This window comes from Blastococcus sp. TML/M2B (genome assembly GCF_016612865.1).
GTDB lineage: Bacteria > Actinomycetota > Actinomycetes > Mycobacteriales > Geodermatophilaceae > Blastococcus.
On sequence record NZ_JAENZZ010000003.1, the window covers coordinates 18499 to 37937 of the forward strand.

General features: G+C 74.7%; 21 protein-coding genes and 2 pseudogenes. 13 read left to right on the top strand and 10 right to left on the bottom strand.

Annotated elements, in window-relative coordinates; all coding sequences use genetic code 11:
- Positions 1 to 31 precede the first annotated feature (31 nt).
- Positions 32 to 430, bottom strand: a complete 399-nt coding sequence (locus JKP75_RS18565) for a hypothetical protein (protein WP_200493391.1) — start codon at positions 428 to 430, stop codon at positions 32 to 34.
- Positions 431 to 679: 249 nt separating this feature from the next.
- The gene (locus JKP75_RS18570) at positions 680 to 1102 is read right to left on the bottom strand and encodes an organic hydroperoxide resistance protein (RefSeq protein ID WP_200489707.1); all 423 of its coding nucleotides are present in this window, start codon (positions 1100 to 1102) and stop codon (positions 680 to 682) included.
- Between the two features lie 110 nt (positions 1103 to 1212).
- Between JKP75_RS18570 and JKP75_RS18575 the strand changes: the two genes are divergently transcribed.
- Positions 1213 to 1779: a TetR/AcrR family transcriptional regulator gene (locus JKP75_RS18575; RefSeq protein WP_200493392.1), complete on the top strand. Its 567-nt coding sequence runs from the start codon at positions 1213 to 1215 to the stop codon at positions 1777 to 1779.
- A gap of 73 nt (positions 1780 to 1852) precedes the next feature.
- Here JKP75_RS18575 and rpsD read toward each other — a convergent pair whose 3' ends face one another.
- Positions 1853 to 2455: a 30S ribosomal protein S4 gene (gene rpsD, locus JKP75_RS18580; RefSeq protein WP_200489708.1), complete on the bottom strand. Its 603-nt coding sequence runs from the start codon at positions 2453 to 2455 to the stop codon at positions 1853 to 1855.
- 64 nt (positions 2456 to 2519) lie between these two features.
- Between rpsD and JKP75_RS18585 the strand changes: the two genes are divergently transcribed.
- The 7 genes and pseudogenes from JKP75_RS18585 to JKP75_RS18610 all read left to right on the top strand — a co-directional run bounded on the left by JKP75_RS18585 (position 2520) and on the right by JKP75_RS18610 (position 7237).
- Positions 2520 to 3311, top strand: coding sequence for a DUF2470 domain-containing protein (locus tag JKP75_RS18585; protein ID WP_200489709.1), 792 nt, complete (start codon positions 2520 to 2522; stop codon positions 3309 to 3311).
- Between the two features lie 49 nt (positions 3312 to 3360).
- On the top strand, positions 3361 to 3768 hold the full coding sequence (locus tag JKP75_RS18590; RefSeq protein ID WP_200489710.1) for a DUF4345 domain-containing protein: 408 nt from the start codon (positions 3361 to 3363) through the stop codon (positions 3766 to 3768).
- A gap of 90 nt (positions 3769 to 3858) precedes the next feature.
- Positions 3859 to 5286: a uracil-xanthine permease family protein gene (locus JKP75_RS18595; RefSeq protein WP_200489711.1), complete on the top strand. Its 1428-nt coding sequence runs from the start codon at positions 3859 to 3861 to the stop codon at positions 5284 to 5286.
- 120 nt (positions 5287 to 5406) lie between these two features.
- Positions 5407 to 5811, top strand: a pseudogene (locus JKP75_RS18600) (GAF domain-containing protein); the annotation flags it as partial.
- Between the two features lie 253 nt (positions 5812 to 6064).
- Positions 6065 to 6388 (top strand): annotated as a pseudogene (locus JKP75_RS24795) (GAF domain-containing protein); the annotation flags it as partial.
- Positions 6389 to 6583: 195 nt separating this feature from the next.
- Entirely contained in the window at positions 6584 to 6958 is a 375-nt protein-coding gene (locus JKP75_RS24800) for a methyl-accepting chemotaxis protein (protein WP_375335642.1), read from the top strand.
- A 114-nt stretch (positions 6959 to 7072) separates the two neighbouring features.
- Positions 7073 to 7237, top strand: coding sequence for a hypothetical protein (locus JKP75_RS18610; protein WP_200489712.1), 165 nt, complete (start codon positions 7073 to 7075; stop codon positions 7235 to 7237).
- 48 nt (positions 7238 to 7285) lie between these two features.
- On the opposite strand, the gene JKP75_RS18615 is transcribed toward JKP75_RS18610, so the two are convergent.
- On the bottom strand, positions 7286 to 8050 hold the full coding sequence (locus tag JKP75_RS18615; RefSeq protein ID WP_200489713.1) for a hypothetical protein: 765 nt from the start codon (positions 8048 to 8050) through the stop codon (positions 7286 to 7288).
- Positions 8047 to 8934: an ABC transporter ATP-binding protein gene (locus tag JKP75_RS18620; protein WP_200489714.1), complete on the bottom strand. Its 888-nt coding sequence runs from the start codon at positions 8932 to 8934 to the stop codon at positions 8047 to 8049. The genes JKP75_RS18615 and JKP75_RS18620 overlap by 4 nt, the downstream gene beginning before the upstream one ends.
- 184 nt (positions 8935 to 9118) lie before the next feature.
- On the opposite strand from JKP75_RS18620, the gene JKP75_RS18625 reads away from it, so the two are divergent.
- From JKP75_RS18625 to JKP75_RS18635, 3 genes are all read left to right on the top strand, one after another.
- Complete coding sequence (locus JKP75_RS18625) at positions 9119 to 10267, top strand: sensor histidine kinase (RefSeq protein ID WP_200489715.1); 1149 nt, start codon at positions 9119 to 9121, stop codon at positions 10265 to 10267.
- Complete coding sequence (locus tag JKP75_RS18630) at positions 10264 to 10920, top strand: response regulator transcription factor (protein WP_200489716.1); 657 nt, start codon at positions 10264 to 10266, stop codon at positions 10918 to 10920. The genes JKP75_RS18625 and JKP75_RS18630 overlap by 4 nt, the downstream gene beginning before the upstream one ends.
- A 77-nt stretch (positions 10921 to 10997) precedes the next feature.
- Positions 10998 to 11921, top strand: a complete 924-nt coding sequence (locus JKP75_RS18635) for a hypothetical protein (protein ID WP_200493393.1) — start codon at positions 10998 to 11000, stop codon at positions 11919 to 11921.
- Between the two features lie 60 nt (positions 11922 to 11981).
- Here JKP75_RS18635 and JKP75_RS18640 read toward each other — a convergent pair whose 3' ends face one another.
- Positions 11982 to 13094 carry an alkene reductase gene (locus tag JKP75_RS18640; protein ID WP_207147501.1) on the bottom strand — a complete coding sequence of 371 codons (1113 nt, stop codon included), beginning with the start codon at positions 13092 to 13094 and terminating at the stop codon, positions 11982 to 11984.
- 44 nt (positions 13095 to 13138) lie between these two features.
- Here JKP75_RS18640 and JKP75_RS18645 point away from each other — a divergent pair, with 44 nt between their 5' ends.
- A complete protein-coding gene (locus JKP75_RS18645) occupies positions 13139 to 14500 on the top strand; it encodes an alpha/beta fold hydrolase (RefSeq protein WP_200489718.1) in 1362 nt (453 codons plus the stop codon).
- Between the two features lie 80 nt (positions 14501 to 14580).
- Here JKP75_RS18645 and JKP75_RS18650 read toward each other — a convergent pair whose 3' ends face one another.
- Positions 14581 to 16080 carry an MFS transporter gene (locus JKP75_RS18650; protein WP_200489719.1) on the bottom strand — a complete coding sequence of 500 codons (1500 nt, stop codon included), beginning with the start codon at positions 16078 to 16080 and terminating at the stop codon, positions 14581 to 14583.
- An 84-nt stretch (positions 16081 to 16164) separates the two neighbouring features.
- Here JKP75_RS18650 and JKP75_RS18655 point away from each other — a divergent pair, with 84 nt between their 5' ends.
- Positions 16165 to 16614, top strand: coding sequence for a helix-turn-helix domain-containing protein (locus JKP75_RS18655; RefSeq protein WP_200489720.1), 450 nt, complete (start codon positions 16165 to 16167; stop codon positions 16612 to 16614).
- Positions 16615 to 16716: 102 nt separating this feature from the next.
- Here the strand turns inward: JKP75_RS18655 and JKP75_RS18660 are convergent, their stop codons facing one another.
- From JKP75_RS18660 to JKP75_RS18670, 3 genes are read right to left on the bottom strand one after another with little or no spacing between them, the layout of a single operon-like run.
- Positions 16717 to 17646 (bottom strand): oxidoreductase, encoded by a 930-nt coding sequence (locus JKP75_RS18660; protein ID WP_200489721.1) that lies wholly within the window; start codon positions 17644 to 17646, stop codon positions 16717 to 16719.
- Between the two features lie 19 nt (positions 17647 to 17665).
- Positions 17666 to 18220: a hypothetical protein gene (locus JKP75_RS18665; protein ID WP_200489722.1), complete on the bottom strand. Its 555-nt coding sequence runs from the start codon at positions 18218 to 18220 to the stop codon at positions 17666 to 17668.
- Between the two features lie 3 nt (positions 18221 to 18223).
- Positions 18224 to 19360, bottom strand: coding sequence for a serine hydrolase (locus JKP75_RS18670; RefSeq protein ID WP_200489723.1), 1137 nt, complete (start codon positions 19358 to 19360; stop codon positions 18224 to 18226).
- Between the last annotated feature and the right edge of the window lie 79 nt (positions 19361 to 19439).

A 19439-nucleotide genomic window follows, 5' to 3' on the forward strand; every position in this document is an offset into this window, starting at 1 on the left:
CGTCGAGCCGCCCGGCCGGGCCGATCAGGGGTTACTTCGCGACCACGGTCAGGGCGACCTTCGTGATCTCCTCGACGACGACGTCGCCGGCCTCGCAGGTGACCAGGTAAGGCGCGGCGCCGCCGGCGGACGGGGTGCAGTCGAACGGCGTGGTGGCGATGCCGTCGCCGGTGATCGTCAGGTACGAGTTCGTGTCCTCGACGTCGGTGGTCACGGTGAAGACGACCTCGTGGAGCTTGGTCGCGTCCGTGGACAGCACGTTGTAGGCGACGTTGCTGACGGTCACACCGCTGACCGCGAGCTCGCCGTAACCGACCTGGTCGTCAGCCGTCGCGTCCGGGTTGAACGTGTTGCTGTTCGTGAAGGCGGAGGTGGCGATGCCGGCGGTGGCGACCGCGACGCCGGCGAGCAGAACGCGCGACATGCGCATGGGGAGTGTCCGTTCTCTCAATGGCGCAGATCCCCGCGCGGGTTCTCACCCGGTGTGGCGGTGCCTGTGCCCGTCATCCTTGACAGGGCACCTTTCGGCACGGGGTCGGTCCGTGTTAACTCCTGTCCCACAAGAAATCCGGAGTTCCCACGTCGACCCGACGGGGCGCTGACCAGCGCACGACGACAGGGGCCCGGGACCGATCGGTCCGGGGCCCCTGTCGTGCGGGAGAGCGGTGCCGCGTGGCGGTCAGGCGACGGTCGTCTCCAGGGTCACCGGGACGTTGCCGCGCGTGGCGTTGGAGTACGGGCACACCTGGTGGGCGGCCGCCACGAGCTGCTCCGCGGCGTCCTGGTCCAGGCCGCCGAGCTCGACGGAGAGCGTGATCTCGAGGCCGAACCCGCCGGCCTCGTTCGCGCCGATGCCGACGTCGGCCGTGACCGCCGAGTCGGTGAAGGCCACCCTCTTCTCGCGGGCGACCGCCTTCAGCGCGGAGTGGAAGCAGGCCGCGTAGCCGGCGGCGAACAGCTGCTCGGGGTTGGTCGCCCCGCCCGGGCCGCCCATCTCCTTCGGGATCGCCAGGTCGAGGTCGATCAGCCCGTCCGAGGAGCGGGTGTGGCCGTTGCGGCCCTCGCCGGTGGCGGTCGCGGTGGCGGTGTAGATGGCGGGCACGGGTCCTCCAGGACGTCGACGGGGCAGAACGGTCGTTCTGCCTCGGCTCCACCTGATCACGATGACGTCCAACCCGCAAGACAGAACGTTCGTTCTGCTAGCCTGGCCCCGTGACAGCCCCGGTCCGCAGCTCCGCCGCGCGCGACCGCCTGCTCGCGACCGCGTCCCGCACCTTCTACGGCGAGGGCATCCGCGGGGTCGGCGTCGACCGCATCGTCACCGAGGCCGGCGTCACGCGGGCCACCTTCTACCGGCACTTCCCCGGCAAGGACGACCTCGTCGTGGCCTACCTCGAAGCCGTCGACGTCGCCGTCCGCGGGCGGGTGGGCGAGGTCCCGGACACCACCGAGGGCGCCGCGGACCTGGTCCGGGCCCTCGCCGGCGGGATCGGGGACGAGCTCTGCGCGCGCGGCTTCCGCGGTTGCCCCTTCATCAACGCGGCGGCCGAGTTCCCCGATCCGGAGAGCCCCGTGCACCGCGCCGTCGTCGTCCACCGGGAGTGGCTGGCGGGGACGGTCACCCGCGCCTTCGCGACCGCCGGTCACCCCGACCCGGCCGAGGCGACGCGGCGCTTCGTCATGCTCCGGGACGGCGCGATGGTCGCGGGCTACCTGGCGGACCCGGAGGCGGCGCGGGCGACGCTGCTCGCCGCCGTCGAGGACCTGCTGCCCGCCTGAGCCGCCACGAGATCTGCACACTCGGGGCTTTCCCCTCGGCCGGGACCCCGAGTGTGCAGATCTCGCGGAAGGGTCAGCGGGAGTAGTACTCCACGACCAGCTGCTCCTCGCAGATCACCGGGACCTCGTCGCGGCTCGGCGTCCGCTCGTAGCGGGCGACGAGGTCGGCGAGCGTGACGGTGAGGTACGCCGGCGGCTCGGCGTGCGCGCCGGAGGCGGCGACGACGAAGGGCTCCTTCGCCCGCGAGCGCTCGGCGATCTGCACGAAGTCGCCCGGCCGGAGGCGGTAGGAGGGCCGGTCCACCCTCGTCCCGTTGACCAGCACGTGCTGGTGGGTGACGAACTGGCGCGCCTGGTAGATCGTGCGGGCGAAGCCGGCGCGCAGGACGGTGGCGTCCAGCCGCGACTCGAGGTCCTGGATCAGCGCCTCGCCCGTCTTGCCACCCGACCGCTTGGCCCGGTCGAACGCCGCGCGGAGCTGGCTCTCGCTGATGTCGTACTGCGCGCGCAGCCGCTGCTTCTCCTTGAGCCGGGTGGAGTAGTCGCTGTCCTTGCGGCGCTTGCGGCCGTGCTCGCCCGGCGGGTACGGACGGCGCTCGAAGTAGGCGACCGCCTTGGGCGTGAGCGCGATGCCGAGGGCTCGGCTGATCCGGATCTTGGGCCGGGGAGTGTTCACGGGTACCTCCGTCTTTGGTTAGGCTAACCTTACTCACGTTCCCGAGAGTCATCGAGGTGCTCCCATGACGGCTGGTCCCAGGCCGAGCCGGTTCGCCGCCGGCACCCCCGCCCCGGTCACCGCCCCGCCCGGCGCCGGCGGGCAGCCCTCGCCGGCGGAGCGGGCGCGCACCGTCGCCGCCCGGTCCGCGGCCGCGCTGCACGTCCTCGGCACGGGGACGACGCCCGCCCTGGCCGCCACCACGACCGGGGACGGGCGCACGTTCGTCGTCGTCCCGACGTCGGGGCCGCTGGTGCGTGCGCTGGCCGGCTCCCCCGTCGGCGACCTCCCCGCCCGGTTGACCGTCACCGACCGGGCCCCGGCGGCGCTGCGCCGGCCGGTGCGGGCACTCGTGGAGCTGGCCGGGTGGCTCACGCCCGTCCCGGACCGCGACGTCGCCGCCGCCGTCCTCGCCTTCGCCGACAGCTGCCCGTGCGAGGCGCTGTTCGAGGTCGGGCTCACCGCGACGCTGCTGCAGCTGGACGTCGCCGACGTCGTCCTGCACGAGGCGCACGCCGTCGACCACGTCGAGCCCGAGGACTTCGCGGCGGCCGCGGTCGACCCGGTCACCGCGGCCGAGGCCGACCTGCTGACCGGGCAGGCGGCGGCACTGGCGCGGCTGCGTGCGCGGGTGCAGGCCTGGGCCGGGCGGCGGGACGACGTCGCCCTGCTCGGGCTGGACCGCTTCGGCGTCCGCTTCCGCGTGGAGTCGCTGCGCGGCGGCTACGACGTGCGGGTGGCCTTCCCCGAGCCGCTGACCAGCAGCGACGGGTTCGCCGACGCCGTCGGCGGGTTGCTGTGCTGCGCGCTGGACTGACCGCCCGCCCGCGCTGGTCGGGACGGCCCCGCTGTGCGACGGTCCTCCGATGACCTCCTCCGACGGCGGCCGCCGAGGCCTGCAGATCACCCTGAGCGCCCTCGCGGCCATCCCCCTCGCCTCCGGGCTCGCCGGCGCGCTGGTCGGGCCCTCCTCGATGCCGGGCGCCGCGGGCCCGGCGACGCCGGACGTCGAGAGCGAGTACCGCTACGCGCACGCCATCTACGCCGCCGCCGCGCCGCTGATCTGGTCGGCGGTGCCGCAGGTCGAGCGCCGGGGCGCGCTGGTGCGCGGCGTCTCCGGCGCCCTCTTCGCCGGCGGGGTGGTGCGGCTGCTCGCCTGGCGCCGCACCGGCCGGCCCTCCCCCGCCCTGGTCGGCGCGGCCGCCCTCGAGCTGCTCGGGACCCCGGTGCTGGTCGCCTGGCAGCACCGCGTGGCACGACGCGCCGGGCGCTGACCGACCGCGCGGAGGCCGCGGCCGGGGTGGTGCGACGATGCGCGTCGCCCGCACCGGTCGCGGGCGTCCGTGCAGGTCGAGGAGGCACCGATGGCGTTCGGCTGGAAGCTCTACGGGGACGGCAAGACCCTGCCGCTGGGTGAGGCGGTGGCCCCCGACGAGCGGTTGACCTGGCCGCGCACGGTGGGCATCGGCGCGCAGCACGTCGTCGCCATGTTCGGGGCGACGTTCGTCTTCCCGCTGCTCATGGGCCTGGACCCCAACCTGGCGATCATGATGAGCGGGGTCGCGACGATCCTGTTCCTGCTCGTCGTGCAGGGGAAGGTGCCCAGCTACCTGGGCAGCTCCGCCTCCTTCGTCGGCGGGGTGGTCGCGGTGCGCGCCGCGGGCGGCTCGGACTCCGACGTCCTGGGGGCGCTGCTGGTCTCCGGCGTCGTCCTCGCCCTGGTCGGCCTGGTCATCCACCTCGCCGGCGTGCGCGTGATCAACAAGGTGCTGCCGCCGGCGGTGACCGGCGCGGTCGTGCTGCTCATCGGGTTCAACCTGGCCCCGGTGGCGACGTCGACCTACTGGCCGCAGGACCAGTGGGTGGCGCTGGCGACCATGGCGTTCGTCGTCGTCGCCTCGCTGCTGCTGCGCGGCTTCCTGGCCCGGATCTCGATCCTGCTCGGCCTGGTCTTCGGCTACCTGCTGTCGATCCTGCTCGACTGGGCGGCCGGCCCGCTGAGCTCCACCGATGCCGACCGGGTGGACTTCACCGCGGTCGGTGACGCCTCGTGGTTCGGGCTCCCGGACTTCACCGCGCCGTCGTTCTCGGTGAACTACTCGCTGCTGGTGCTGCCCGCGGTGATCGCGCTCGTGGCCGAGAACGCCGGGCACGTGAAGGCGGTCGCCGAGATGACCCGCCGCGACCTGGACCCGGTCATCGGCCGCGCCGTCGCCGCCGACGGCCTCACCACGGTGCTGGCGACGGCGGTCGGCGGCTCCCCCACCACCACGTACGCGGAGAACATCGGCGTCATGGCCGCGACCCGCGTCTACTCGACGGCCGCGTACTACGTGGCGGCCGTCGTCGCGATCGGCCTGGGCCTGGTGCCGAAGTTCGGCGCGCTCATCAACGCGATCCCCGGGGGCGTGCTCGGCGGGATCACCGTCGTCCTCTACGGGATGATCGGCCTGCTCGGCGCGAAGATCTGGAAGGAGAACCGGGTCGACTTCGCCAACCCGATCAACCTCGTGCCGCTGGCCGCGGGCATCGTGATCGCCGTCGGCAACTCCGGCAACGCCGCTCCGCTGCTGCAGATCACCGACGACTTCTCCCTGGGTGGCATCGCGCTCGGCACGCTCGTCGCCGTCGTCGGCTGGCACCTGGCCCGCGCGCTGGCGCCCGCGGAGATGCGCGAGTCGCTCACCCTCGAGGGCCCGCACCCCGCCGCCGGATCGACCTTCGGGCACGTGCACGGCGCCGAGGACGACGGCGTCCGGCCGGCCGGTGGGGCCGGTCGCACGACCACCTGAGCGGCATCGCGTTGCGCGCCATGAACTAGCGCCCCGTCATTGGTACGACTCCACCCCCCGCCCGCCGATACCCGCTACGGCGGCGGGGGGCCCGGTCGCCTCCCGAGCCGAGAAGGACCGATGAGCCGACGCACGCGCACAGCCAGCCCCGCCGCGGCACCCGTGCCCGTCCCCCGCGACGTGGAGGCGGTCGAGGCGGTCATCGACGCCCTGGAGGCGGGTGCTGCCGACAGCGCCGACGCGCACCGCACGATCGTGACCACGCTGGCCCGCGAGCTCGACCTGGACTACGGCGCCGCCTGGCTGGTCGACCCCGACCGGGGCTTCAGCCTGGTCGCCGAATCCGGGCGCTCGGCGCAGACGATGCGCGCCGCCCGGATCGAGCGGCTGATGCCCGGCGAGGGCCTGGCCGGCGCGGCCATCCGCACGCAGGACCCGGTGCTGGCGAACGAGACGACCGACCCGGCGCTGTGCGGGCGGTGGAAGGCGGCGCAGTCCGCCGGCGCGACGCGCGGCTGCGTCCTGCCGATCGCCGACGAGACCGGCCGGATCGTCAGCCTCTACGAGTTCTACAACGACCAGGAGCTGCCGTTCTTCGGCGGCCGGCAGTCGAAGTGGCGGGCCCTGCGCGGCCTGCTCGTGCACGCGCACCGGGCGGCGCTGGCCAAGGCCCACCTGCAGGAGACGCTGCACGACCGGCAGGCGGTGACGACCCGTCGTCACCGAGATCGGCGCGGCCACGAGCCAGGAGCAGGCGCTCCGGGTCGCCCTGGACACCGTGCGCAGCGCCTTCGGCTGGGCCTACGGCTCGTTCTGGGCGCTGGACGAGGAGTCCGGCGTCCTGCGCTTCCAGCAGGAGTCCGGCTCGGCCGGCGAGGAGTTCCGCGCCGTCACGCTGAGCGCCAGCTTCGCCGAGGGCGTGGGCCTGTCCGGTCGCGCCTGGCGGGCCCGCGAGCTGGTCTTCGTGCCCGACATCGGGCAGGTCACCGACTGCGTGCGCGCGCCCGCCGCGCAGCGCGCGGGCGTGAAGTCCGGCGTCTGCTTCCCCCTGATCGTCAACGGCCGCGTCATCGGCACCATGGACTTCTTCGTCACCGAGACCATCGAGCTGTCGGACTCGCGGCGGGCCTCGCTGCGCAACGTGCAGCAGCTGGTGTCGCAGCGGCTGGACGTGCTGCGCCGCAACGAGGAGAGCGCGGAGAACGCCCGCGAGCTGCTGGTCACCGTCGCGCGGCTGCGCGAGGCGGCGAACGAGGCCGGCCGGGTGGCGGAGAGCGCGGTCAGCCAGGCCTCGGCCATGACCGGCGACGTCGTCGCGCTGGACGAGGCGTCGGCCGCCGTCGGCGAGGTCATCCGGATCATCTCCGGCATCGCCGACCAGACCAACCTGCTCGCGCTCAACGCCACCATCGAGGCGGCGCGCGCCGGCGAGGTGGGCAAGGGCTTCGCCGTCGTGGCCAGCGAGGTCAAGGACCTGGCCCGGGAGACGGCGAAGGCCACCCAGCGGGTGGCCGACCAGATCGCCGGCATCCAGTCCAGCTCGAAGGCCGTCGCCGAGGGCATCCACACGACCGGCGAGATCATCGGCCGGCTGGACGAGGTGCAGCACCGGATCGGCGAGGTGCTCGGCGAGCAGGAGCGCATGGCGCAGCTGATCGAGGCCGCGGGCTGAACCGAGCCGGCGTCAGCCGCGGCGGGACGTCCAGCCCTGCTCGCGCAGCCGCTCGAAGCCGTCGAGCAGGACGTCGAGGGCGAACTCGAACTCGAACTGCTCGTCACAGCCGCCGTGCTGTTCGGCCTGTACGCGCAGACGTCCGCCGTCGCCCTGGTGGCCGCGATCCCCGTCGCGGCCTGGGAGCTGTGCCTGGCCGTCCGGCTGATCGTCACCGGCCTCGCGCCGACGGCGGAGCCTGCCCGGGAGCCGGCGCTGCCGGTTCCGGTGCCCGCATGAGCCCGGCGCCCATGGCCGGGGAGGAACCCCGGCCATGGGCGCGGTCGCTCACTGAACGGGCCGACGGGAGGTGAGCACCCAGCCGGCGACGGAGGCGACGACGACCCAGCCGGCGAGCACCGCGATCGAGCGCGCCTCGGCGTCCCCCTGCGCCAGCACCGTCGTCGCCTCGGCGGGGTCCAGCCACTGCGCCAGGTCCGGGTTCCAGATCCGCACCAGCGGCAGCACGCCCATGATCAGCAGGTACAGCGACGTGAGGGCGGCCGGCGTGTTCGCCGTCGCCGCCCCGGCACCCGCGCCGATCACCGCGAAGGCCGCGCCGGCCCCGACCGCCGTCACCAGCGCCTGACCGGTCCCGTCCCAGTTCAGGTCGTCCACGCCCACGGCGGCGATGACCGCCAGCGAGGACCCGGCGGACACCGCGGCGAGGGTGGCACCCAGCACGGCGACCGCGGCCGTCTTGGCCGCCAGCACCCGTCCGCGCTGCGGGACCAGCAGGAACGTCGTCTGCACGGTGCGGTGGGTCCACTCTCCCGCTGTCGAGATCACGCCGAGCGCCAGCAGCACCAGCCCGGTCATCGAGCCGACGATGCCGATCGGGCCGGCCGCCCAGCCGAACTCCGCATCCGTCGCGGCCAGCGCCACGCCGACCGGTCCGAGCAGGGCAGCGGACGCCGCGAACGCCCGGCCCGAGCGGTGCGACAACGATTTGCGCATCTCCAGGCCGACCAGGGTGGGCAGGGACGGACCGGTCCGGCGCGCCTCGACGGAGCTGCCGAGCGAGGGCGCGGGGGAGGTCAGGACGGTGGTCACGAGAGAGTCCCTTCGGGCCAGGTGAGCTGGAAGAACAGGTCCTCGAGGCCGCGCTGCACGGGGCGCAGGTCGAGGAGGACGTGGCCCCCGGCAGCAGCCACCGCGCCGATGTCGCCGGGCCGGGCGCCCGGGACGACGAGCGCGCCGTCGTCCCCCGGTTCCACGTGGAACCCGGCCGCCTCGAGGGCCGCACGGAGGGCGGCGGTGTCCCCGGCCCGGACGACCGCGCCGTCCGGGCCGAGCAGGGAGGCGACCGATCCGTCGGCGACGACGCGCCCCCCGCCGATCACCAGCAACCGGTCGACGGTGTGCTCGACCTCGCCGAGCAGGTGGGACGAGAGCAATACCGTGCCGCCGCGCGCCGCGTGCCCGCGGAGCAGGTCGCGCATCCAGCGGATGCCCTCCGGGTCCAGGCCGTTGACCGGCTCGTCGAACACCAGCACCGGCGGATCGGCCAGAAGCGCCCCCGCGATCCCGAGCCGCTGCCGCATGCCCAGCGAATAGCCGCCGACCCGCCGGCGGGCGGCGTCGGCGAGGCCGACCTGCGCCAGCACCTCCTCCGCGCGCTCCGCAGGCACGCCGAGGGCGGCGGCCAGGAGCCGCAGGTGCGTCCGCCCGGTGCGCCCCGGGTGGACGGCGGAGGCGTCGAGCAGCGTGCCGACGACGGCCCCCGGGTTGGGCAGCTCGCCGTACGGCCGGCCGTCGACGGTCGCCGAGCCGGCCGACGCCGGCACGAGGCCGGTCATCATCCGCATCGTCGTGGTCTTGCCGGCGCCGTTCGGGCCGAGGAAGCCGGTGACGGTCCCCGGTTCGAGGGTGAACGAGACGTCGTCGACGACCGTCCGGTCGCCGTACCTCTTGGTCAGTCCGCTGACCGTGATCATGGATTCCTCCGCAGCTCGTCGAGGTGAGGACGACGAATCTGCCGAGCCGGCGCCGTCTCCCGCGGTCGGCCGCGGGCCGCGACCCCGGGTCCCCGGACGGCGCGACGCGGTCATCCGAAAGTCGACCGGGCCGGGGACTCGCGGGCGACCCGCCACGATCCGACCCGGATCTACGCTCCGCCGCATGAGCCTCCGCGACCGCCTGTGGCCGGGCCTCGGCGCGCGCGGGATCTGGCTCGAGGTGCACGTCGCGGCGACGTGCGCGGCGGTGGTGGCCTTCGAGGTCGCCGCCCTGGACCCCGGCCCGGTGGGAGCGCTCCTGCTGATCGTGATCGGCGTCGCCCTCGGCCTGCTGCTCCTCTTCCTGCGCCGGAGGGCACCGCTGGTCCCGTTCGCCGTCGGCGCCGCGCTGAGCACGATCGGCATCGCCACCGGACTGCTGATCTCGGCCTACGCCGTCGCGCGGTACGTCGCCTCGTGGCGCACCCGGGCGATCGCGGGCACGCTCGCGGCCGTCGCAGCCGCCCGGCCGTGGGAGGTCGACAGCGCGAACCAGGCCGTCGGCGCCGTGGGGACGGCCGCGCTGCTCGTCCTCCTCCCCGGCGCGCTCGGCATCTGGCAGCGCACCCGCGCGCAGCTGCTGGCCGCCCTGCGCGAGCGGGCGGAGCGCGCCGAGGCCGAGCGGGAGCTGCTGGCGCGCGACGCCGTCCTCACCGAGCGGACCCGCATCGCGCGCGAGATGCACGATGCCGTCGGGCACCGGGTCAGCCTCATGGTGCTGCAGGCCGGCGCGATCGAGATGGCGGCACGGGACCCCGACCGCGTCGGGCAGCTCGCCGGGCAGGTGCAGACCGCCGGACGCCGGGCGCTGGACGAGCTGCGGCAGATGGTGGGGGTGCTGCGCGCCGGCGACGTCGACGAGGAGGCGCCGCTGGGCCCCCAGCCCGGGCTGGAGGACCTGCCCCGGCTGGTCGCGCAGGCGCAGGAGGCGGGCATGGCGGTCGAGCTCGCGCTGCCCGACACCGATGTCGGCCCGCTCGCCGGCCGCGCCGCTTACCGGATCGTGCAGGAGTCGCTCACGAACGCCGGCCGGCACGCCCCCGGCGCCGCCGTCCACGTGACCGTGACGCGGACGGGATCCGAGCTCGCCGTCCGCGTGGTCAACGGACCGCCGGACGCTCCCGCGGCAGCGTCCGGCGACCACGGGAGGACGTCGGGCGGCGGCTTCGGGCTCGTGGGGCTGGGCGAGCGGGTGCGCACCCTGGGCGGCCGGCTGACGGCGGGGCCGCGGCTGGACGGCGGGTTCTGCGTCGAGGCGGTGCTGCCCGCGTGATCCGCGTCCTGCTGGTCGACGACGAGGAACTGGTGCGGTTCGGGCTGCGCACGGTGCTGGAGTCCGTCGGAGGCTTCGAGGTGGTCGGCGAGGCAGGCGACGGCGTCGACGGTGTGCGGGCCGCCCGCGAGCTGGCTCCCGACGTCGTCCTCATGGACATCCGCATGCCGCGGATGGACGGGCTCGCCGCGACCGAGCGGATCCTGGCGCTGCCGAGGCCGCCGCAGGTCGCCGTCCTGACGACCTTCTACCTGGACGAGTACGTGTACGCGGCCCTCGCGGCCGGTGCCGCCGGCTTCCTGCTCAAGGACACCCCGCCGCGGGAGATAGCCGCGGCGGTACGCGCCGTCGCCGACGGGACGGCCACGCTGTCGCCCCAGGTGACGGCGGCGCTGATCGAGTCCTACGTCCATCGCCGGGCCGCGCCGCGGCGGGCCGAGGCGTTGCGCCGGGTCGCCGAGCTGTCCGACCGCGAGCGGGAGGTGCTGGCGCTGCTGGGCACCGGCGACTCGAACGCCGAGCTCGGCCGGCGGATGTTCGTCAGCGAGGCGACGGTGAAGACCTACGTCTCGCGGCTGCTCACGAAGCTGGACCTGACCAACCGCACCCAGGCCGCGATCCTCGCCCACGAGGCCGGGTTGCTGGAGGGCTGAACCGGCGCGCGGCCTTGCCCCCCGCCCCCGGGAGCCCGACCATTCCCGGCAGGGGACGGGGGACGGCGATGAGGTGGGTGGAGCGGGTCGCGGACGGGCAGACACCCGGGCCGCCCCCGGCGCTGGCCGCTGTGAAGACCTACCGCTACCTGCGGCTGGCGATGGTCGCCGTCGTCGTCGGCCTGGGCGTCGCCGTCGTCCACGAGGTGCTCCGGGTCGAGGGCACCTGCTGGCAGACCTCGCTGAGCGGCTACTACTACACGCCGGTCCAGAACGTCCTGGTCGGAGCGCTCGTCGCCATCGGGCTGTGCCTGGTCGCGCTCAAGGGCAGCACCGACGTGGAGGACGTGCTGCTGAACGTCGCGGGCGTCTGCGCCCCGTTCGTCGCCGTGGTGCCGATCGCCGAGCCCGGATCGTGCGGGGTCGTCACGGACGGTCTGAACAGGAACCTGAACGTCGCGAACAACGTCACGGCGGTGCTCGCCGTCGTCGGCATCGCGCTGGCGACGCTCGCCGTCCTCTGGATGCGCAACCGGAGCCGGACGACGGAGGAGCCGCCCCCGACCCGGATCGAGCTGCTCGGCTACGCGGGGTCGGTGCTGCTGTTCGGCGCGGCCGCCGGTGTCTTCGCGCTGCGAGCGGAGGCGTTCGACCGCTACGGGCACGCCGTCGCCGCGATCACGATGTTCGTGCTCGTCGTCGCCGACGTCGCCGTCAACGCGGTGAACCTGCACCGCGGGCGCCGGGGCACGCACGCGCCGGTCCGGCGGATGAACCGCTACGCCTGGATCGTGCTGGGCATGGTCGGCTTCGCGGCTGCCAGCGGAGTGCTGGGCCTGCTCGGCGTCGAGCACTGGCTGCTGGTCCTCGAGGCCGGCCTGATCGGCTGCTTCGGGGTCTTCTGGGGCCTCCAGACCGTCGAGCTCTGGAACCAGGGGTTGCGCCCCGCGCCGCCCGCCGCGCCGCCGGCGGAGGCTCCGACCGAGGCGAGCACGCACTGAGGGCGGTCCCGACCCGGTCGGGAACCGCCCTCAGTGCGTGCTGATCGAGGAACTGGCGGGTCAGCCGACCTGCTGGAGCGTCGGGTAGTCGTTGTAGCCCTCGGCGCCGTCGGCGTAGAAGAGGTGCGGCTGGGGCGCGTTCTCCGGGTGCTCGCCGGCCCAGCGCTCGACCAGGTCGGGGTTGGCGATGACCGGGCGGCCGACGGCGACGGCCTCGGCGTGCGCCTCCTCGATCAGGCCGATCGCCTCCTCGCGGGTGGTCACCGTGCCGAAGCCGCTGTTGGCGACGAGCGGCCCGCCGAAGCGCCGCCGCAGCTCCTGGACCAGGTCACCACCGGGCTCGGCGTGCAGCACCGACAGGTAGGCCAGGCCCAGCGGGCGGAGCTGGTCGAGCAGCGCGCCGTAGGTGAGCAGCACGTCGGCGGCGTCGGTCTCGAAGGCGCCCTGGATGTTGTGCTGGGGGGAGATCCGCAGGCCGACCCGGCCGGCCCCGATCGCCTCGGCCACCGCCGTCACCACCTCGACGACGAAGCGCGCACGGTTCTCGGGCGTCCCGCCGTAGGCGTCGGTGCGCTCGTTGGACGCCGGCGACAGGAACTCGTGCAGCAGGTAGCCGTTGGCGCCGTGCAGCTCCACGCCGTCCAGCCCGGCGGCGATCGCGTTGCGGGCGGCCTGCACGAACTCGTCGCGGAGCCGGCCCAGCTCGTCGCCGGTCAGCGCGTGCGGCACCGGGTAGGGCTGCTTGCCCGACGGCGTCCGGACCTCGCCCTCGATGGCGATCGCCGACGGCGCCTCGGCCTCGCGACCGCCGATCACGTCGGGGTGGGTCACCCGGCCGGCGTGCATGAGCTGCATGACGATCGTGCCGCCGCGCTCGTGCACCGCGTCGGCGACCGCGCGCCAGCCGGCGATCTGCTCGTCGGTGACGATGCCGGGCTGCCCCGGGTAGCCCTGCGACTGCGGGTTCGGCCAGGTGCCCTCGGTGATGATCATGCCCAGGCCCGCGCGCTGCCGGTAGTGCTCGGCGATCAGCTCCCCGGGCACGCCGGTCGCGCTCGCACGCAGACGGGTGAGGGGCGCCATGACGACGCGGTTGGCCAGCGAGAGGTCGCCGAGGGCGACGGGTGAGAACAGGTCCACACGGGGTCGAAGGCGGGTCCGCACGGAGCGCATTCCGTCGTGCGACCTTCGTCACCATCTGCCCTAGGGTGCAGCGCATGATCCACATCGCGGGCCGTCGCCCGCTGCTGGCCGTCGTCCTCGCGGCCGCCGTCGCGCTGACCGGCTGCTCGTCGGACGACGACGGCGGCGCGTCCCCGGCCGCCGGGTCCGAGCCGGCGCCCGAGGTGGTCGAGGGCACCGACCCGCTGCCGCCGCTGCCCGACGACGTCGCCCTGCCGATCGTGTTCGTGCACGGCTTCGCCGGCTCCGCGCAGCAGATCGAGTCCAACGCGATGCGGTTCGTGGCCAACGGCTACCCCGAGGACCGGATCGTCGCCTACGACCACGACGGCGCCGGGCTGGACATCCCCGCCTACGCCGCCGGCCTCGCCGAGGTCGTCGACGACACCCTCGCCGAGTTCGGCGTCGAGAAGGTCTACCTGATCGGCCACTCCCGGGGCACCTTCGTGTCGAACCTCTTCCTCGGCGATCCCGCGCAGGTGGCGAAGGTGGCCAAGTACGTCGCCATCGACGGCCGGCCCTGCCCCGAGCCGCAGCCCGTCCCCTGCATCGCGCCGGTGCAGCCCCAGTTCCCGGGGCAGTCGCACGTGGAGGTGGCGACGTCGAAGGAGTCCTTCGCCGTCCAGTACGAGTTCCTCGTCGGCGAGGCCCCCGAGGTGGTCGACATCGTGCCGCAGCGCGCGCCGGTGGAGATCTCCGGCCGGGCGGTCAACTTCCCGGCGAACACCGGCCGTGACGCGACGCTCGACATCTGGGCGATCGACCCCGGCACCGGCGCCCGCACCGGGGACGAGCCGCACGCCAGCACCGAGCTGGGTCCCGACGGCGAGTTCGGCCCGATCGAGCTCGAGAACGGCGCCCACTACGAGTACGCGCTGAGCTCCGGCAGCTCCCCCGTCGTCCACCACCTGTACCTGCAGCCCTACGTGCGGAGCAGCGCCTTCGTGCGGCTGCTCTCGTCCGAGCCCGACGGCCCGGTGCGGCAGAACACCAACGTCGGCGAGGACCACGTGGCGCTGGTGATCATGCGGATGCGCGAGTGGCACGCGGAGGGCGACGCCGACGTCCTCGAGCTGAGCGTCGACGGCGGCGAGCCGGTGGACGTGATCACCGACTACGTGGGCAACGCCGCGATCGGGCTGCACGTGCACGACGACGCCGCGACCCCCGGCGAGACGACGCTGGCGAAACTGCCCTACTTCGGCGAGCAGCCGTTCCAGAGCGGCATCGACGTCTTCCTGCCGGCCGCGCCCGACGCGTCCGGGACGGTGACCGCCCGCAACCTGCCCCGCGGCGACGCCGCCCGGCCGCAGACGCTCAACGTGCCGAACTGGCCCTCGTCCGGGCACACGGTGAGCCTCGTGTTCGCCGACTGGGCGGTCGACGGCGCGGCCTGACCGGAGCCGCCCCGGGCACGTCCTCCCTCAGCTCCGAGCGTCCTCCCTCGTGGTGCGCGGTGAGGGAGGAAGCGCTGGGATCAGGTTCCCTGATCCCAGCGCGGGCCCGGGACCCCGTCGGCCGGGGCGGGCGTGGGCGCGGGCACCGCGACCGGGGCGGGCACCTGCAGGTCGGCGTGGTGCCCGCGGCCGACGGCGAGCGCCAGCAGGCTGGAGACGAGGGCGAGACCGACGGTGAGCGCCCACCCGCGCTGGGCGCCGGCGAGCTCCCCAGCGCCCCCGGCCACCGCCGCGAGCAGGATCGAGACGCCCAGCGTGGCGCCGATCTGCCGGAACGCGCCGAAGGTCGCCGTCCCGGTCGCCAGGGACGCCGGCGGCAGCGACGACGACGCCGCGGCGGAGAAGTTGGTGAGCGTCAACCCGACGCCGATGCCGGTGAACACCTGCCCGGGCAGGAAGTCGGCGACGAACCCGCTCTCCGGGCCGACCTGGAGGATCCAGTACAGCGCGCCCATGGCGAAGATCGCCGTCCCCGCGGCGGCGACCGGCCCGCAGCCGATGCGCGCGCCGAGCCGGCCGGCGGGGATCGCGGTGATGGCGGCCAGGGCCGGGCCCGGGATCAGCGCGAAGCCCGCCTCGATCGAGGAGAAGCCCCAGCCCTCGGTCAGCCACAGCACGTTGCCCAGCAGCATCCCGCCGAAGCCGGCCATGAAGAACGCCATCGCCAGGTTGGCGAGGGTGTAGGAGCGGACCCGGAACAGCGCCAGCGGCAGCACGGGGACGACGCCGCGCGGCGCCCGGGCGGCACGCAGCGCGACCAGCGCCCCGGCGACGGCGGCCCCGGCGAACGCGCCGACGACGACGCGGCTGCCCCAGCCGCGGTCGGGCGCGTCGACCAGCGCGTAGGCGAGCAGGCCCACCGAGGCGACCAGCAGCACCGCGCCCACGAAGTCGGGTCGGCGGGTCTCGGTCTCGTCCTTCGACTCCGGGAGCACGCGCAGGCCCACGACCAGCGCGGCGATGCCGATCGGGATGTTGACCAGGAAGATCCAGCGCCACGAGAGCTCCAGCAGCAGCCCGCCGATCGGCGGCCCCAGCGCGGCGGCCACCCCGCCGACCATCGACCACACCGCGATCGCCGTCGCCCGCCGGGCCGGGGGGAAGGCGTGCAGGAGCAGCGCCAGCGACGTCGCCGTCACCATCGCCCCGCCGACGGACTGCACCACCCGGAACGCGACCAGGCTGGGCACGCCCCAGGCGAACGCGCAGCCCAGCGAGCCGGCCAGGAAGGTGGCCAGGCCGGTGAGGAAGACGCGACGCCGGCCGATCCGGTCGGCGATCCGGCCGGCCGGGGCGAGCAGCGCGGCGAACACGATCGTGTAGCCGTTGAGCACCCAGGACAGCGCGCCGGTCGAGCTCTCGAAGGTCTCCCCGAGCACCGGGAACGCGATGTTGACGATGAACAGGTCGAGCGAGGAGAGGAAGACCGCCGCCGAGACCACGAGCAGCACCAGCCCCGGGCTGCGCACGAGGGCTGCGCCCGCCGGCCCGGTCGTCGTCGGCTCGGTCGTCGCGCTCATGGCACCGCCCCGTCCTCGGTTCGCCAGCCGAACCGACTGCGCCGGACCGTACACGAGTCGGTTCGGTATGCGAACCTTGGAACTGTGACGAGCCGACTGGACGAGCTGCCGGGACGACGGTGCTCGATCGCGGGCGCCCTCGACGTCGTGGGCGACCGGTGGGCGCTGCTCGTCGTCCGCGAGGTGGCGCTGGGCGTGCACCGGTTCAGCGAGATCCGGCAGGGCACCGGCGCGCCGCGCGAGCAGCTCACCGCCCGGTTGAACGGCCTGGTCGAGGCCGGGGTGCTGGAGCGCAGGCAGTACTGCGACGCCCCACCGCGCTGGGACTACCACCTGACGACGGCCGGCCGGGACCTGTGGCCGGTGCTCCAGGGGCTCATGCAGTGGGGCGACCGCTACGTCGCCGACGAGCCGCCGGTCGAGCTGCGGCACGCCGGGCACCGCATCACCGCGTCGTGGGTCTGCGACGTCTGCGGTGAGCGGATCGGCCGGGACACCGAGCGGCACGTCCGGACGGCGCACGAGCCCGGCTGACGCCGTCCCCAGTACCTGACGCCGTCCCGCACGTGCGGGGAAACAGGCCCTCCCCGGGCCCCGCCAGGGCCAGGTTCCCCGCAGCTGGCCCCGGGCCGCCGGTCAGGCGGGCGGCACCTCCAGCGGGATCCCCGTCTCGCGCTCGGAGACCGCCCAGAGGACGTCGATCTGCTTCGCCAGGTCGAACCGGCGCAGGACCGGACGGCGGACCGGGGCCCCGTGCGAGCCGAACCGCGGGGCGTAGAGCTCTCCGCCGGCCGCCGCGGGGTCGGTGGCCGCCCGCAGCTGCGGCCGGGCGCCCTCGAGCGGCGTCATGCCCGAGCGCGCCGTGACCGCGTGCCCGAACGCGCCCGCCCAGCCCCCGCCGCCCTCGCGCACCGTGCGCGCCTGCAGGTCGGTGTTCGACAGCCCCGGGTGCGCGATCAGCGAGGCCGCCGCGACACCCGCCCGCGCGAAGCGCTGCTGCAGGCCCAGCCCGAAGTGGTAGTTGGCCATCTTGGCCCGCGCGTAGGAGCCCCAGGCCCGGTACCGCCGCGTCATGTGCGGGTCCGCCGGGTCCAGCGGGCCGCCCATGAACCGCGCGGTGCTGGTCACCGTCACCACCCGGGCCGCCGGCGCACGCAGCAGCGCCGGCAGCAGGTGCGCGGTGAGCGCCCAGTGCCCCAGGTGGTCGACGCCGAGCTGCATCTCGAAGCCGTCGGCGGTGGTGCGCTGCGGCATCGCCATGACGCCGGCGTTGTTCACGAGCAGGTCGACCCGCTCGTGCGCGTCGAGCACCGCCCGCGCCGCCGTCGCAACGACCGACAGGTCGCCCAGGTCCAGCGGCACCACCTCGAGCGAGGCCTCCGGGACGCGCTCGCGGATCCGCGCGGTCGCCGTCGCGGTCTTCTCCGGGTCCCGGGCGGCGACGACGACGTGCGCCCCCGCGCCGGCCAGCGCCAGCGCCGTCTGGAAGCCCAGGCCGCCGTTGCCGCCGGTCACGACCGCGGTGCGTCCGTGCAGGTCGGGGATGTCCTTCTCGGTCCAGGCCACGCGCCGATCCTTCCCCAGGTCAGCGCAGCCGGCCGGTCGCGCGCAGCTCGACGGCGGTGAGCACCTCCCAGCGCACCGCGGAGCTGCCCGGCCGGATCAGCCGCCAGTAGCGGGCGAACGCCCTCCGGCTGGCGTCGTCGGTGGCCCGCACGCGGGTCTCCGAGGCGAGCTCGGTGCCGTTGCCGCGGGGCGTGAGCCGGAAGTCCACGGCCGCGACCACCCAGCCGGGCTCGTCCCACGCCCGCAGCTGCGCGGCGTCGAGCGCGGGACCGGACTCCCCGCCGGTGAGGTGCCAGGGCTGCAGCAGCCCGCCGGCGACCACCGACGTCGGGGGCTCGGACGCGAGCAGCGGCACCGGCAGCGCGTCCAGGAAGGGCCGGTCGTGCAGCTGGCCCAGCCCGCGCCCGGAGAGCACCACCGGCAGGAACCGGGCGGCCGACAGCACGAGGGTCACCGGCAGCCCGGAGAGCCGGACGGCGTGCAGCGCGTCCCAGACCACCTCGGGCGGCGCGGCGATCCACCGCGCCTGCCGGGTGACGTGCTGCGGCCGCGGGACGACGTCGTCGAGCCGCACCGGTCAGGCCAGTGCGGCGTAGACGGCGCGCACGTAGGCCTCGCTGCGCGGCGAGCCGATCAACCCGCCGCCCATCCTGTTCATCATGTAGCTGATCGTGAGCCGGCGGTCGAGGTCCATGATCACCAGCGACCCGCCCCAGCCGCCCCAGAAGAAGGTGCGTCCCTCGGGCAGGTAGGGCACCGCTGGGGAGCCGAGGCAGAAGCCGGTGCCCCACCGGAAGGGGGCGCCGAGCACGAGGTCGACGCCGTCGGCCTGCTCGTCGAAGATCCGCTCGATGGTCGCCGGTGAGAGCAGCCGGACGCCGTCGGCCTCCCCGCCCAGGCTCAGCACCCGGAGCGCCTTCATCACGCCGCGGGCGTTGGAGTGCCCGTTGAGCGCGCCCAGGTCGGCGGCCCGCCACTCCGGCGAGTTCGCCGCGGCGGCCGAGGCCTTGGGCCCGGTGAACGTCTTCACGGCGACCGACTCCGGGTCCGGCGCAGCGCCGCCCCCCTCGGGCCGCGGCGGCGCGACGACGGGGGCGATGCGGGAGACCTCGGACTCGCGGGCGCCGATCTGGAAGTCCGCGCCCAGCGGGTCGGCGATCCGGTCGGCGACGAACTTCTTGAACGTGGTGCCGGTGATCCGGCGGATGACCTCGCCGACGAGGTGGCCCTGGTTGTTCGCGTGGTAGCCCGAGGCGGTGCCCGGCTCCCACCACGGCCGCTGCTGCGCCAGCCGCTCGGTGGCCGACGTCCAGTCGTACATGTCGCGGATCGAGAAGGGGCGCTCCCAGCCGGAGACGCCGGAGGTGTGCGAGAGCAGGTGCCGGACCAGCACGCCCTTCTTGCCCTTGGCCGCGAACTCCGGCCAGTAGTCGGCGACCGGCGCGTCCAGGTCCAGCTCGCCGCGGTCGGCCAGCATCAGCGCGGAGAGCGCGAGCACGCACTTCGTCGTCGACCAGACGTTGACGATCGTGTGCTCGGACCACTCCTGGGTGCGCTCGGCGTCGCGGTGCCCGCCCCAGACGTCGACGACGGTCTTCCCGTCCAGGTCGACGGCGATCGACGCGCCGAGCTCCTCGCCCGCGTCGAGCTGCTGGGCCAGCGCGTCCCGCACGCCGGCGAACCGCTCGTCCCACCGGCCGTGGACCTCGGCCATGCCACCTCCCGGTTCCCGGGACGGCGCCGCTGCCGTCCGCTGACCCATCCGACCACGGCACCCCCGGCACCGCGAGGCG